This is a genomic window from Pseudomonas sp. ACM7, from assembly GCF_004136015.1.
GTDB lineage: Bacteria > Pseudomonadota > Gammaproteobacteria > Pseudomonadales > Pseudomonadaceae > Aquipseudomonas > Aquipseudomonas frigoris.
Window position 1 is genome coordinate 178,579 of sequence record NZ_CP024866.1, and the last position, 14,410, is coordinate 192,988.

General features: G+C 50.5%; 14 protein-coding genes and 2 pseudogenes. 6 read left to right on the top strand and 10 right to left on the bottom strand.

From position 1 onward, the window contains the following. A partial coding sequence (locus tag CUN63_RS00895; RefSeq protein ID WP_165353220.1) for a transposase domain-containing protein occupies positions 1 to 254 on the top strand: 254 nt, incomplete at its 5' end. A gap of 34 nt (positions 255 to 288) precedes the next feature. Here the strand turns inward: CUN63_RS00895 and CUN63_RS00900 are convergent. The 9 genes and pseudogenes from CUN63_RS00900 to CUN63_RS00940 form a co-directional block, all read right to left on the bottom strand. Further along, positions 289 to 896 (bottom strand): annotated as a pseudogene (locus CUN63_RS00900) (hypothetical protein); the annotation flags it as partial. Positions 897 to 1,524: 628 nt separating this feature from the next. Beyond that, positions 1,525 to 1,968 carry an arsenic resistance N-acetyltransferase ArsN2 gene (arsN2, locus tag CUN63_RS00905; protein ID WP_129445039.1) on the bottom strand — a complete coding sequence of 148 codons (444 nt, stop codon included), beginning with the start codon at positions 1,966 to 1,968 and terminating at the stop codon, positions 1,525 to 1,527. A 26-nt stretch (positions 1,969 to 1,994) separates the two neighbouring features. Then, a complete protein-coding gene (locus tag CUN63_RS00910) occupies positions 1,995 to 3,353 on the bottom strand; it encodes an MATE family efflux transporter (protein WP_129436786.1) in 1,359 nt (452 codons plus the stop codon). A 328-nt stretch (positions 3,354 to 3,681) separates the two neighbouring features. Continuing rightward, entirely contained in the window at positions 3,682 to 4,251 is a 570-nt protein-coding gene (locus CUN63_RS00915; RefSeq protein WP_129436787.1) for a DJ-1/PfpI family protein, read from the bottom strand. Between the two features lie 110 nt (positions 4,252 to 4,361). Beyond that, a complete protein-coding gene (locus tag CUN63_RS00920; RefSeq protein WP_129445040.1) occupies positions 4,362 to 4,976 on the bottom strand; it encodes a tyrosine-type recombinase/integrase in 615 nt (204 codons plus the stop codon). A 207-nt stretch (positions 4,977 to 5,183) separates the two neighbouring features. After that, positions 5,184 to 6,116, bottom strand: a complete 933-nt coding sequence (locus tag CUN63_RS00925) for a GGDEF domain-containing protein (protein WP_129436788.1) — start codon at positions 6,114 to 6,116, stop codon at positions 5,184 to 5,186. A 640-nt stretch (positions 6,117 to 6,756) separates the two neighbouring features. Then, positions 6,757 to 7,084: pseudogene (locus tag CUN63_RS00930) on the bottom strand (transposase); the annotation flags it as partial. Positions 7,085 to 7,184: 100 nt separating this feature from the next. Further along, positions 7,185 to 8,099 carry a glycine betaine ABC transporter substrate-binding protein gene (locus CUN63_RS00935; protein ID WP_218570140.1) on the bottom strand — a complete coding sequence of 305 codons (915 nt, stop codon included), beginning with the start codon at positions 8,097 to 8,099 and terminating at the stop codon, positions 7,185 to 7,187. Positions 8,100 to 8,209: 110 nt separating this feature from the next. Continuing rightward, a complete protein-coding gene (locus tag CUN63_RS00940; protein WP_129436789.1) occupies positions 8,210 to 9,136 on the bottom strand; it encodes an NAD(P)-dependent oxidoreductase in 927 nt (308 codons plus the stop codon). Positions 9,137 to 9,262: 126 nt separating this feature from the next. On the opposite strand from CUN63_RS00940, the gene CUN63_RS00945 reads away from it, so the two are divergent. The 5 genes from CUN63_RS00945 to CUN63_RS00965 all read left to right on the top strand — a co-directional run bounded on the left by CUN63_RS00945 (position 9,263) and on the right by CUN63_RS00965 (position 13,834). Then, on the top strand, positions 9,263 to 10,159 hold the full coding sequence (locus CUN63_RS00945; RefSeq protein WP_129436790.1) for a LysR substrate-binding domain-containing protein: 897 nt from the start codon (positions 9,263 to 9,265) through the stop codon (positions 10,157 to 10,159). Between the two features lie 179 nt (positions 10,160 to 10,338). Beyond that, the gene (locus tag CUN63_RS31610; protein WP_165353209.1) at positions 10,339 to 10,608 is read left to right on the top strand and encodes a hypothetical protein; all 270 of its coding nucleotides are present in this window, start codon (positions 10,339 to 10,341) and stop codon (positions 10,606 to 10,608) included. A gap of 431 nt (positions 10,609 to 11,039) precedes the next feature. Continuing rightward, positions 11,040 to 12,314, top strand: a complete 1,275-nt coding sequence (locus tag CUN63_RS00955; protein WP_129436791.1) for a hypothetical protein — start codon at positions 11,040 to 11,042, stop codon at positions 12,312 to 12,314. 446 nt (positions 12,315 to 12,760) lie between these two features. Beyond that, positions 12,761 to 13,039, top strand: a complete 279-nt coding sequence (locus CUN63_RS31615; RefSeq protein WP_165353221.1) for a hypothetical protein — start codon at positions 12,761 to 12,763, stop codon at positions 13,037 to 13,039. Positions 13,040 to 13,156: 117 nt separating this feature from the next. Next, positions 13,157 to 13,834, top strand: coding sequence for a hypothetical protein (locus CUN63_RS00965; protein WP_129436793.1), 678 nt, complete (start codon positions 13,157 to 13,159; stop codon positions 13,832 to 13,834). 327 nt (positions 13,835 to 14,161) lie between these two features. Here CUN63_RS00965 and CUN63_RS00970 read toward each other — a convergent pair. After that, on the bottom strand, positions 14,162 to 14,410 hold a 249-nt coding region (locus CUN63_RS00970; protein ID WP_165353222.1), incomplete at its 5' end, for a transposase domain-containing protein.

Below are 14,410 nucleotides of genomic sequence, written 5' to 3' on the forward strand. Positions count from 1 at the left end.
TCGTCGACAACAACGCGGCGGAGCGCGCGATAAAGCCGTTTGTAATCGGGCGCAAGGCATGGCTGTTCAGCGACACGCCCAAGGGTGCCACCGCCAGTGCGCAGATCTACAGTTTGGTCGAGACCGCCAAGGTCAACGGCCAGGAGCCTTATACGTGGCTGCGCCACGTACTGGAAAGACTACCGCAGGCACAATCGGTTGGGGACTACGAAGCCTTGCTGCCATGGAACTGCTCGCCAGAGATGCCACGGTAAACGACTGCCTCATCTTGAGGTAGGTGTAGTTCGTGGATCGGTTACGTTTCACACGCTGAGTCAAAACCAGCATCGTCAGGAAACCCAGTGCAATCAGTACCGGATACGCCATCAACAGTTCGGAAAGGGAGTATTTCCAGGCCAACGGGCGCCCGACCCCCAGCATGGCCGCATACATCCAGGACACGGCCGACAGCGAGCCGCAGAACAGCGCCAGCATCCGTGCGCTGAAGCCAAGATTGAGCAACGAGCCTGCCTTTGCAGCGCGGGCAATACCAGGCGATGCAACAAGAGGCCGTTGTAACTCAGCAACACGACAATAATCACTTTGGCGTGAAGCTTTGGATTCATAAAGTAATTCATACCTTTTTTCAGGTAATCAATACCGATGATAGCGATACCAGTCACCCACAATGCTATCAATGCAACGATGACAGACTTCTGAAGACTTTCCATGTGAGCATTATCATGCTCAGTGAATGTTTTTCGTTTTAACAAGTCTCTAACCATCGCAATATCACTGGTCAACACCAAACCAATGGCCACACAACACGACACTAAATGAACGTAAATAACGCCCAATCGCAAAAACTCCATGCACTCTTTATTTTCGAGCAGGCTCATAATTGTATTTATCGCCACGGTACTTTCTCCACCTTATTCGATAGTACCGATCGATATTTAACAGGGCATTCAACACTTCGAAACCCTGCGCGATCTTACTTTTATAAGATATGCCAACTCATAGACTTGGCACTGCTTAGCCCATTGATTCGCCTGGCAAATCAATGACCGGCTTATTTATTGCCTCCTGAATTTCGGGTAAAAAAAATCCCCATTAGCATTCAATGCACATGAGGTTAATTTTCCACTTCTTTTCTGCGGCTGCAGGAGCAGGTCTTGGGTGACGTGCTGCAGGATCAAAGGCCAGGGATCCTGGAATGTTCATTTTTTGAGCAACCCACCGACAAACGGCGGTTATTGTGAACGTCCCACACGCCGGTACTAACGTATCAACTTCTCTGTCAGCCCCATGACAACTGGGCTGGTGAATTACAGGGGTTTCCAACATTGTTTATTGGATCCATTAGTTGTTAGGTAACTTACGAAAAGTTTAATAGCGAGCTGCTCGCATTTAGGACCTGTCCCCACTGAAACAGTCATACTTTTACCATTCCACTCGTCGAGGAAGGGATGACAACATCGCCAGCGCCAATACGGGAGCCAAATTTGTCGTTTTTAGATGAGTTGTTCGAGCAACATCGCCGGTCTATGGAACCGGCGCACTTAATGTTTTTCGTAGATAGCTCGCAGACGCCGGACATAAATGTTTGAACTGGGCTGTTTGGGTGATGGCAACAGGTGCCGCCTGTCTGTCGAACTGTTCATAACCATTGGCGGTAAAAAAACCGGCTGCCCCTTGGGTCAACAAATGCAGTCGAAGCGCGCCTTGCGAGGCCGCACACTGTTCCAATGCAAGTAACACGGCTTGGCCCAACCCTTCTCCACGACGCGCTTCACACACCACCATTGAACGAAGCAACAGGTCGGGAGCCGAACCCTCCAGCCCTCCAAAAGCCACCCATTTCCCCGCCACTTCGAAACGGTAAAACTGCCGGCCTGGTTCGCTGACATCATCGCAGGGCAATGCTGCCTGACGCAGGGCATCACGGAGCTGATCCAGACCGTTATCGTCTACTTTAATCATCTGCATGTTCAGCACCGTTACCTCCTGCCCGCCTACACCAACCGCTCAATTTTCTGATGCTGCCAGACCATTTTGTAATACGCCGTCTGCAACACCAGCATCCCCAGATACGCCACCGGAAACGCCATCCACACCCCTTGCAACCCGAAGTGCCCGTCCAGCGCATACGCCACCGGCAACTGCACGCCGACCACACAAATAATCGAAATCGCCATCGGCACCAGCACCGATCCACTGGCGCGCATGATGCCGCCGACAATCGCCTGGAAGCCGAACACCAACAGACTCCACAGCATGATGTGCAACAGGTGTTCCGCCATCGCCCGGGTGGAATCATCCGTGAGGAACAACCCCAGCAACCAGTGCGACAACAGGTAACCCAACACCACCAAACCACCGGTCAGGCACACGTTGATCAACAGCCCCGTGCGCAAAATCGGCCCCATCCGCTCAAGCCGACCTGCCCCAATCGCCTGAGCACCGAGGATCGACGCCGTGATCGCAATCGACAGCGCCGGAAACTGCACGTAGTTGACGATCTGCGTCACCGCGCCATACGCCGCCGTCGCCTGCGAACCGTGCTGATTCACCAGCGCCAGAATCACCAGCTCCGACACCGACAACACCACCATCTGCAACCCGGTCGGCAATCCGATGCGCAACACCTTGCCGAGAATCACCAGGTCCAGCCGCATCGCCGCAAATATCTCCCGATCCGGCGCCAACGGATGCCCCTTGCGAATCAACCGCCACGCCAGCCACCCCATCGCCGACAAGTTACCCGCCAACCCCGCATACGCCGCACTCTGAATCCCCATCATCGGCAACCCGAACCAACCCCGAATCAACGCCGGCGTCAGCGCCAACCCGATACAGGTCGACACCACCAACGCAATCAGCGGCGACACCGTATCGCTCACCCCGCGCAGCAGTTGGGTGAAGAGCACGTAGACCAGCAGCGACGGCATGATCCACATCATCACGTGGGCGTAGGACACGGCGTCGTCGATAACGTCGGCCGGTGTGCCGAGGCCTTCCAGGGCTGGCCTTGCGAATACGCTGCCGAGTACTGCCGCTGTCAGGCCGATCATTGCGCCTAACAGCAAGGTTGTGCCGGCGATGGTCTTCACCAGATGCGGTTCACGCGCGCCCCAGGCCTGGCCGATGAGCACGCCAGCACCCGCGCCGAGGCCGATGACCAGAGCGATGAAGAAGAAGACGATGGGGAACATGCCGGAGACGGCAGCCAGGGCTTGGGTGCCGAGCATTTGGCCGATGTAGATGCTGTTGATGGTGCCCGACATGGATTGGAGGAAATTGGAGAGGACCATGGGGGCCAGGAAAAGGAGGTAGGTTTTCCAGAGAGGGTGTTGGGTGGCGGGGGTTTGCATTGAGGGTCCGTCTCGGGGGGCTGTCTTCCAGGAAATTCTACGCTAGAGAACCGGTACCAACGCGCTCCTATTTCAACGAATTTGGTCGTATAGCAACGTCTGCTTTTGGCCGAGGCTGTGTAAAAACGTTTTTCAGCGCGACAGGTACTCAAAACCGGACTGGAAATCGCGCTTCTACGCAAAATCCACATCTGCTGAGGTGCCGATAAATTTCAGATTTAACGTAGACGCGCACACCTCAATTTTGGCGAAGCGTTTTTACACACTCTGGGCCATGAGCGGCCACTCGAACACATCACCTGATCGGCTGTTTTGTAGGACGAAGCAGTCACCGATGTTCCGCTGCCAACATTGACCTGAATTGAGAAGTGATCTCTGAAGATAGCCCGGCACCTTCGAACACTGCGCAGGTGAAGCTAACGGGTGCAGGGCCTGGAGCAGTTATGATGCGGTCTGCAACCACAGCCACTGGACTGCTTCGATAAAGCGTGCGCCCCTCATAACCTACGGCATTCTGTTGTAAGAAGTCAGCGCTGTTCGATGTATGAGGAACCGTGTCGAGAAGCCCGGCCCTCGCAAGTGCCAGCGTTCCCCCACAGATACCGGCAATTGTCGCTCCACTTGAACGAATAGCATGAAGAAACTCTCGAATATCCGGTGCTTCTGCACGTTCCCAGACCATTCCTCCAATGACGACAACAACGTCCGGTTTCCAGTCCAGACATTGTTGCAAACTGCTATCGACAGTTACAGCCAATCCACCCTGCGAGCGGAACTGCCCCGAAGCAGAAGCGAAAAACCTGACGTCGATCCCGTAAAACGGAGACGCAGTTCCAGCAATGAAAGCATATTCCCAGTCCGCAAAACCGGGTGTCAGTATCAATCCCACGCGTGCCATCAGTCAGAATCCTCCATGAATGCAAATAACATATGGCGACAACACACATACATCAAGGGCTGCTTTGGGTCGGACAGCGACGGTCTAGCATCGACCGTCGCAGTGGGTGGTCATACTTCCGTCTGTTCCGCCATTTCCAGGGCGTCATCGACCTCGATTCCCAGGTATCTGACGGTGCTTTCAAGCTTCGTATGACCAAGCAGGAGTTGGACAGCTCTCAGGTTCTTCGTCCTGCGATAGATCAGCGATGCCTTGGTTCTCCGTAGCGTGTGAGTACCGTACATGGTTGGGTCAAGGCCAATGGCTGTCACCCACGCTTTGACTATTCGAGCGTATTGCCTGGTGGAGAGATGATCTGAGCCGTGCAACCGGGTCGGAAACAAGAAGTCCTCACTGCGGAGGTGGGCCTGATGCATCCAAGCCTCCAGAACCGTTCGGGTTTGCTCAGTGATTTCAAATTGCACTGGGTGCTGAGTTTTCTGCTGCATCACGATGGCCCGTGACGACATATGTTCCCCATGGGCTATGTCTCGTACTCGCAACTTGGTTAAGTCACAGGCACGCAGCTTGCTGTCGATAGCCAAGTTGAAGAGAGCCAGATCCCGTGTCTTCTCCGCGAGCTGGAGTCTGACCCGGATGGCCCAGATATCTCTGACTCGGAGAGGGGCTTTCTGCCCGACAAGCTTTCCCTTGTTCCAAGGCTGGTCTGTATGTAGCAATAGTATTCATGGCTTGTCCTCCACGTTGAGGGAGGACAAGGGTGGATCAGTCACAGTGCGTGGGGGGCGCTATCCGACCCATAGCTGACATTGAAAACAAGCACAAATGGCCGATTGCTGCCGGCGACGACCAGCCCTGGGCGACCAAAAGTGCCCTTTAGGGGGGGCATGATGGTGATACAAACGCCATTTTCTCCAGATTGTCGTCAGAACCTAAAGACTAAAAGATTGATCTCTTCCCCGTTCTTTAGCTACATAGAGAGCATTATCGGCTTGCGCCAGTAGTACGTTAGACGGGTGCAGTGGACCAAATGTATGAACTGAAAAACCGATGCTTATCGTCAAGTAGCCTGTGCTGGAAGCGGAGTGCGGTATTCTCAAATCTCGCACTCGTTGGCATAGCGACTTGACATACAGAGCTGCCTGGTCTTTCGCCATGCCGTTGGACAGAATCACAAATTCTTCGCCGCCATACCTGGCTGCAAAATCAGAGCCTCGCTGGAAGGACTTATTTAAACTATCTGCGACACGTATTAACGCTTCATCGCCAGCTTGATGCCCATAAATATCATTGAATGATTTGAAGTGATCAACATCAATCATGGCAAGAGTCAATGAGTCGCCATTGCGACATGCAATTTTACATTGAATTTCGAACTGCGTATCAAAAAAACGACGATTGTAAATGCCTGTGAGTCCATCTTTTATGGATAGTTGCTCGAAGTGTATTTTCATTTTTTCGAGAGACTGATGCTCGTCGCGAAGTTGTTGTTGTATTATCATTCTGGGTGTTACATCTTTTTGTATTCCAATAAAGTTGGTTACAGTCCCGTTCTCATCATGAATTGGCGATATGCTCAACTCGTTCCAAAACATAGTTCCATCCTTGCGGTAGTTTCGCAAGGTTACGAGGCAGTACTCGCCTTTTTTAACGGCATTGTGAACAATCTCCAGTTCAGGCTGTTTTCGATCGTTTCTTTGTAGGTATCGACAGTTAATATTAGTAATTTCTTCGAACGAGTAGCCAGTCATTCGCTCAAAAGCAGGATTTACAAAAATCAACGGATTGTCGTCGATGCAATTGTCGGAGATGGTGATGCCGTCCCGTGAGTCCATAACCGCTTGTTTAAGAATTTCAATCTTCATGTAAAGTCCGCTATTAGGATCAAAGGGAGGGCGCTGTTTTCAAGGGAAATAACATCTAGATATCACAATTAATTATACTACCTGACTTACAAGTGTAGTCGTTGAAAAAAATACAATGTCTGTTTTCCTATACTATTCGATAATAGTGGGGATTGATTTCAGTCAAAAGCTCCGCTGAAATGGCCTTAGCTGCGCTGAATTGCATCAGAAATGACACTACATTGGGGCACAATGACGCCAGCCATATTAAGGGCTTAACCGGTCACTTCTTTTCCGCACGACCGCCAGATGACAGGCAGCTTCTGGGCCGATTGCTGTCTGTCGCGAAGGCTGCAATCGACTGTGAAATCAACTGATCGATGCAACAGACCGGCTAGCGTCAACCCTGTCGCTGGGCGCACTTCAACAAATTATTGCAATGCACATTCTGTTGGACGGCGACAATTGCGTCATCATCGCCATGGATTACCGCAATCTCCCACGGCATCTGGGGCGATCGAACGTGAGGTGGAGGCGCTGGAGTTCCGAATATCTAGCCGCACGAATGCATTGCCTGTTCAGCTTTTCTGCCTCTGCACCGGGATGGGTGTAGTAGATGAACGAGTGACATCAAAGACCGTGTACATCCAATAAACTGGCTCTTGGCACTCAACAGATCAATCAGCGAGTGCGCGTGTGCTCCTTCGACATCAAGAGCGCGGTAGCCATTTAAAATGGATTTCTCCCGTTCAAGGTGAGCGATTCGAGCTTCCAGTTCCTGGATTTTCTGTTGCTCCGGCATTAGCAGCCTTGCTGCGGAGTAACACCTTTGCTCTCCTACTGAAGCTGATTAACCCAGCGTGTAACGCGAACTCAACAACCCCGAGCGAACGTTAGGCTTCGATATGGCTGAAGCCTTCATCAAGCACGAGGCCTGCGGCCTCGCGTTTGAATTCAGCGGAAAAGGAACGACGTGGCTTGGTCTTCAGACACCTCTATCTGGCGAGCATTCTCGTCTAAATGGTGTCCGGTTTCATCAGATCCACTACAGGAAGTGTACTTTGGCTACTTGACACGCCAAGGGCTATGTTAGTTTTTGTAGAGTGGAAGTTTTTTTGCACTTTCGGTCCATTCAGTAATTTTCTCTGGGTGTGAGTCAAGATAATGATTGATAGCCCCATCGGGGTTTGAAGTCTCATGAGCCTCAGCCATAATTCCCTGCAAGTCGGCAAGGGGGATTTTGTAGTTTTGAAGGAAGTTCGCTGCTCGAGGGAAATCTTCACCGAACCCTTTGCGAGAAAGGGTATGTACGCCCTCAGCACCACCTAAAGAGCCTTTTGGATCTTCCAAATAGCGTAGGTTCCACTTTCCAAACATCCAATGAGGGGTCCAGGCTGTGGCAACGATCCAGTCTTTTTTAAGAATGGCTCGATCCATCGCAATAGTCATTGCAGTTGCGCTGCTAGCGGAGAGTTTGTAATCGACTAAGTTGTAATTTTTTATTGTTTCTTCGGATTTTCTCATTAGGCCTGCACCAGGGTCGATGCCTTGTATTGTTCCTTTAAATTTATTTGCAACTTCGGGATTTTCCAAATCAGCGATTGTTCTTACTTCGTTGACCGGCACATAGTCTGGCACCACCCATCCAAGCTTCCCGCCATAGATTATGCCTAAATCATCAACACTATTTTTGTACTTATCCCAATAAGCAGCTTGGGTGTTCGGTAGCCAAGCCATGAGCATAGCATCAAGCTTTTTAGTTGAGATGCTTTGATATTGCACGCCAAGTGCTAGCAGTGAGAGTTTTACTTTATAATCGAGTTGTTGCTCTAGTATTTTCTTGGCCATATTTGTAACGATTTCAGAGTCCGGCTCTGAAATAAAACTCAATCGCAAGGCTTGATCTTCCCTGAATTCAGACTCCGCCGCTTGAACGCCTAATGACATTAAAGGTACCACTGCCAACGTCGCACACTTGAATACATACATAAAATCAAGCTTCATTTTAATCATCCTATTATTTTAGCTTTTGGGTGGTGTATGGAAGATCAATTTACGCCAGCGCAAGCTCTTGGAGTTCCTGAATTCAGAGGAGATCCTAATTAAGCGGCTACCTATGCGTGTACGGGTAGGACTTCCCACGGTGCTACCCAGTCGCCCGCCACTCGCAACGCAATCTTTGCATCATCTTCAATGAGCCGACAGACACTCATTTCACCGGAACGCTCTCCGTAACGCTGCCTCGCTTCTTCGAAGCGCGTATGAGTTGCACGGGTTAGCTCGCAGCGTGTTCCGGTTTCATTTAACAATTCTTCTATCAGGCCAAGATCTTTCAGGCACAGCGCAAGCGGGAAAGATGGGTCGTAGTGACCGGCAAATATCGACGGTACATCGTGTTGCATTACGAAGCTATCGGCGGCCCCTCCCTTCATTGCTTCCCACCATACATCTGGCTCCAAACCTGCAACCTTAGCGGCTACCATAGCTTCGCCTATAGCGGCAGCGTGGATTTTCCAAAGCTGGTTGTTAACCAGCTTGGCGACGTAACCGTTGCCATAGCGGCCAACTTTTCGAATTACACCCATTGCTTCAAGAACAGGACGCGTTTTTTCGATATGAGCATCCTGCCCACCTACAAACAAAATCATGTCACCACGTATGGAGGAATCAACTGACCCGGTAACAGGTGCATCAATAGGAAATCCGCCCCGCACGACGAACTCGTCGGCGAGCTTGCGCATCATAAACGGACTGCTGGTTGTCAGGTCGATCCAGTATTTGCCAGTAATATCGGCTTCAAAAAAACCACCGGCACCACGTACAACTTGATCAATTTGCACTGGTCCGAAGACCATGCTAACTACGACATCTACATTCTCAATCACTTCTCGAGGGCTGTCAGCCCACACAGCACCATTGGCTAACAAAGACTCTGCCACTTCCCTCCGCAGGTCATAAACAACCAAGTCAAAGCCTAAAGCCTGAATGTTCCGAGCCGCGGGAAGTCCCATTGTTCCTAAACCAACAAATCCAATTTTCATAATGTTTCTCGTTTTTATTGATGGGGCGATTGGAAGCTACAAGCAACATAAAATGCTTGTTGGCTATAAACAAATGAAATATTATTATGGTATCGATCATGAAATGTGATAGTAGGAGGTAAGCGATTGAAAAACCTTGATTTGAACCTGCTCCAGGCTTTTATAGCCATTGTCGACAGTGGAGGTTTCACGCGTGCTGCTCACTTTTTATGCCGTACTCAGTCAGCAGTAAGCATGCAGTTGCAAAAGCTTGAAGAGCAGATGGGCAAACAATTGATTCAACGGGATAATCGTCAAATAAGGTTGACGGAAGACGGTGAGATACTTCTCGGTTATGCGCGTCGTATGATCCATCTAAATGAAAGCGCCTTTGCGGCCGTTGGAAAGCCATACACTGAGGGGCACCTCAGACTAGGCATACCTGATGATTACGCTCAGTTTTTTTTACCTTCTGTGTTGACCCGTTTTGCACATGCTTACCCACGAGTGCAGCTTGAAGTAACTGGGGCTTTGAGTGGGGAGCTGCTTGACCTACTTGAGGCGGGAGATCTTGACGTGGCTCTGATCACGCGACAGCCAAATCGAAGCTGCGGAAAGATTTTGCGCAAAGAACGGTTAGTCTGGGTAGGTTCGCGCCAACATATGGCTCAGAGCATGGAGCCGGTTCCGCTGGCGTTTTTCCCCGAAGGGTGTGTGTTCCGTGAGCATGCCATTGCTGCTCTTAACGCCCATGGACGGCCTTGGCGAATTGCCTATTCCAGTCGGAGCTTTGCTGGAGGAACAATCGCTGTAAACGGAGGTTTAGCAGTGACTGTAATGGCCCAGAGCATGGTGCCGGTTGAGTGGCGGATCTTCGGGGTCGAGGATGATTTTCCTCAATTGCCCGAGATCGAGATCGTTTTGCATCGAGCACCGAGCAAGCTACCATCAGCCACAACGCTGTTAGAGGAACAGTTGATTGAAAGCGTCCAGACAGCTTTTAATTCAGCTTTCCGACAAGGTAGCTATTTAACACGGGCTTAGTAAAGCGCTCACTTCTCAAGCGTCAGCCTCGATGAAGCAATTGCGCATATCGGCTTCTTGGCAGATTTTTGCCAGCCGATCGTGAACAGCCTTATCCAGCTCTTCGTCGCTCCAATAGGTGTGGCCAGCTCGTAATTGCCCGACCCCAGCCGCTTCATCCCTTAGGGTTCCAGGCAGTAGTGCTCGATGTTTTCCCCGGCTCGCTTTCTGCTGCGCACGAACTTGCTATTGTTCTCGACAACCAGGCGCAGCACGACAGTGGCGACCCGTTCGGCATCGACCTCTCCCGGCAGCCAATGAGCGTCCGCATCGCGGCGCACATGGCCTATGCACTCCACAATGAGGCAGAGGTTGCGTACAGCAACGCCGACTCTCAGCTCGGCCACGCAACTCAGAAAATCGCTGCGATCGATCAGTTCTTGGTGTCACGGATGGTGCCGCTTTATTGAGCAGATTTAACGTCAGGGCCTAACGTTATTCCGGATAGCGTCTAGCCCGAATGACCGCTCCTGGCCCAGGCCGTGTAAAAACGCATTCGTCACTTTGAAGTCAGCGTTACTACGTGAAATCTGGCGTCGACCGTTTGGTAAGTAGACCTGAAATTTGCGTAGGGACGCGATTTTTGGGCTGTTTTCGTCTGCCTCCGCAGATCGAAAACGTTTTTACACAGCCTCGGCCGATTTCTGCCTGTCGCGACCGGCGGAAAACGACCCAATGCAGACGCCCAGCACAGGTAGAAAGCGGCCAGAACCGGCTGTTTAACTGGAAATGGAACTGTCCCCTTCATCTTTGCATCCGTTATCCTCTCAGTGTGGATGAATAATCATAGTCAAATTCGGTATGATTTAAAAAACCAATCAGTAAGCTAAGGCGGGTGTAAGTGGACGGCGTAGTTAAAGATGGTTATCCAATCGAAGATTTTCCGTCTAGTAAATTTTATGCAAAAATTGAACAAGGATCCACTGTCCAAGACTACTACCCTTTGCAAGATTGCGTTCGTCTGATTGCGGTATCACCAGATAGCTTTCAAAGTGCTGCGTTTAACTTGGAGAGCGGCTGCTCAACGTACATTTTAGATATTGGTCGTTCCGATCTATGGGGATCAGGATTGCCACGACGGCATAACCTATCCCCATTTCCACGCCCCCGTTCTTTTTGGTTTGAGGATAGTGCTTTTGAGGACGACTCAAGCACGTCGTGGTGGGAAATTAACTACACAATTTCCCCTGTCGCGACCGGGAGCTATGCTTACTCAGCATTCACTTCCGGCGAGCCGAGGTATTTAGACGTTTCTTCAATTAGACGGGTTCTAGGTCCAGTAGTAGATCCGGTGCCATTGAGCAATGATATTTCACCGGCACTTGAACTTGAGTTCGTGACAGATAAGCCATTCAAGCTGACTGCATTTCATGTAGGGCAGGGAATGTGCTCACTTTTCTCCAACGATAAATTGGGCTACCTACTGGATGCCGGTGCTGGCACGCCTGTTACTCGTGATGTGTATAGGAAAAACCTTCATCGCACTGGAATACCGTTTGTAAATGATCTTAGATCTGCCATAGCAGGACACGAAGAACTTTCTGCGATTATCTCCCATGCAGATAGTGATCACTGGCGGATATTAGAGTGGGATGAGGGTTTATTGGAACAAATTAAAACAGTCTATCTACCGGCAGGCAGGCCAGCTCTCGCATTTTCTTCTCCAATGGTTAAGAGAAAAGTAGTTGGCATTCGTGACAGGTTATTTTCTCTCGGGGCACATGATCTTTTAGACGTTCACAGATCCGACCCTTCTGTTAGTGATAAGAATGGTGATGGCTTAGTCGTCGTTGTGACTTGCCAGGAGAAACAAGCACTTTACCCAGGCGATTATGTTTATGATCGAATGGCTGTCGATGGAAACCTATCTATGGTTGTATTGGCGGAGTCGAGATTTGACGCTGTCGTTGTACCGCATCATGGTGACGAGGCTAGCGCCTCGGTTATGCCCTGGCCAAAGGTTCCTGATGAGTCACAAGCATTCTTTTCTGCGGGCACGCACGCAGGTTATGGTCATCCAACAAATGCTTCACTTTCTGCCCATGAAAGAAAAGGCTTTGTCAATATTGACAAGCATACGTGTAGTCACATCAGAGCACATCATTTGCTTCCCTAAACCTCAATACCCTTCCCTTCAACCACTCTTGAAAAGGATAATTTCACGGTGTCAGTAGTGCACACAGAGCGCTTTAGGGAGGCGGTTATCGTGCTTTAGTAGGCACGTCTGAGGGACCGCTTCTCGCCGATGGCTGCGTGGCCTAAGGGGCTGCTTTGGGTCCAGGCTGTGTGAAAACGCATGCGCCGTTTTGAAGTCCGCGTTGCTACGTAAAATCTGCCAGCGTTTGGTTCAGCAGCAGGCCGGAAATTTGGGTAGGAACGCGATTTTCGTTCCAGTCCTGACTGTCAAACCTGCTCAAAAACGTTTACACACAGCCTGGGTCGTAAGCAGTCCATAATGACAGACAGGAATCGGCCAGATGCAAATATTCCCGGACGGAAGCACCTAGCCTACAACTCGACAAACGCCCATAAACCAACGTTAGAAACCGAACAGGAGTAATCATGCTCGAACATGTTGATATTGAAGACTTGTGTAAAATTGAAGGCCCGTTACCAAATTATTTAAAAATTGAAGTTGCACTATCTTCACTAGGCGGCCCTGGATGGGATGGTTTTGGCTTTCAAGTTAGAGTGCTAAAAGAGCTAGGTTATGACGTCGATGCAAAAGGCAATACCGACGCAACGAGAGTTAGGGCTTACAACGCAGCAGCTGACGCGATTAACAAGCTTGGTCCAAAAATCACCGCCAAAAAGCTGCTGTCCGAGCTGGGCATTTCCTAACAATGCACTCAATTGCCGCTCACTTCGTTCGCTGGGCAGTCAAAAGCTACACTTTTGGATGCCCGTTAGCTTATTCGTGAGGCATCGCATGACATGCGATCTAGGGACTCATCTCCTATGAACATGAAAGACTACCTATCAAGCACCGGCGATGCTGTTTCGCCAATGTTCAATGTCATTCGAGACTCGTCCGAGAAGCTGTTCGAACTCGGCATCTCAATCCATCACTGGATTCACTTAGAAAACTATCTCCTTGGAAAGGAACACAAAGGATGGGGGCCGCTAAAATTTGATAAGTGGCAGAAAGATATGGGGGAAGATCCCACTGTTGAGTCCGTCCAATTTTGGAGGGGAAAGCTTGAATCAATGGTTGAGGCCAGAAATGAAGCCATTAATACGCTCTGTGCCTCGATCTTGATGATTGCCCAAGCTGGAATCAAGCTGGTGCTCGGAAAGCCTACTCTTTGGAAAGTACACGAAGGCACATTGTTATCATCGCAGAGTGAATGCCTGCTCAGCGCCATTTGGCACGGCCGCAATCTAGGGGCTCATGTGGAAGGACTTAGCCCACAGACGCCCTCCTTTGTTTATTTTCAAGATATCCGGTCTCGCAGAAATATCGACCTTCTGTCACCTGCAATCAAATATCCCTGCAAGTACATTGTGAAAGATCTTCTTGGTTGGATTGAGTTACACGATTTACCCATTAAGGACAGCGTGCATACAGAGTCCCACCCGTCTCCCTACGTTCAGGACATGCTCCGAATTGGCAGCCTGACGGCTCCAACGAATTAATGAATATTCTCGCGCAGCTAACAGTGGGAATGCCTAACCTTTAGTTGCAGGGAACGCCCCGCCGATCGGCGAGACGTCCCTGAACTCAAACGTCGGACGGATGGGCACGGGGGAAGTAGCTGGACCAGCTACAAGATTAAGCCAACCAACAGATGATTGCTGAGTGCATATATTGCAGTGCCTGTGAAAAGCTCCTAGAGCTATTCCTCGAACAAATAGGGGACACACCATTATATTGATGTTACTGACAATTTGCTTTTGGCCGGTTTCTGCCGGTACACCGTAACCGATCCACGAACTACACCTACCTCAAGATGAGGCAGTCGTTTACCGTGGCATCTCTGGCGAGCAGTTCCATGGCAGCAAGGCTTCGTAGTCCCCAACCGATTGTGCCTGCGGTAGTCTTTCCAGTACGTGGCGCAGCCACGTATAAGGCTCCTGGCCGTTGACCTTGGCGGTCTCGACCAAACTGTAGATCTGCGCACTGGCGGTGGCACCCTTGGGCGTGTCGCTGAACAGCCATGCCTTGCGCCCGATTACAAACGGCTTTATCGCGCGCTCCGCCGCGTTGTTGTC

Coding starts and splice junctions, on each gene's coding strand:
- CUN63_RS00910 (WP_129436786.1), bottom strand. CDS start 3,353: ATGCAAACCCCCGCCACCCAACACCCTCTCTGGAAAACCTACCTCCTT.
- CUN63_RS31615 (WP_165353221.1), top strand. CDS start 12,761: ATGCTCGAACATGTTGATATTGAAGACTTGTGTAAAATTGAAGGCCCG.
- arsN2 (WP_129445039.1), bottom strand. CDS start 1,968: ATGCAGATGATTAAAGTAGACGATAACGGTCTGGATCAGCTCCGTGAT.
- CUN63_RS00940 (WP_129436789.1), bottom strand. CDS start 9,136: ATGAAAATTGGATTTGTTGGTTTAGGAACAATGGGACTTCCCGCGGCT.
- CUN63_RS00965 (WP_129436793.1), top strand. CDS start 13,157: ATGAACATGAAAGACTACCTATCAAGCACCGGCGATGCTGTTTCGCCA.
- CUN63_RS00935 (WP_218570140.1), bottom strand. CDS start 8,099: ATGAAGCTTGATTTTATGTATGTATTCAAGTGTGCGACGTTGGCAGTG.
- CUN63_RS00925 (WP_129436788.1), bottom strand. CDS start 6,116: ATGAAGATTGAAATTCTTAAACAAGCGGTTATGGACTCACGGGACGGC.
- CUN63_RS00915 (WP_129436787.1), bottom strand. CDS start 4,251: ATGGCACGCGTGGGATTGATACTGACACCCGGTTTTGCGGACTGGGAA.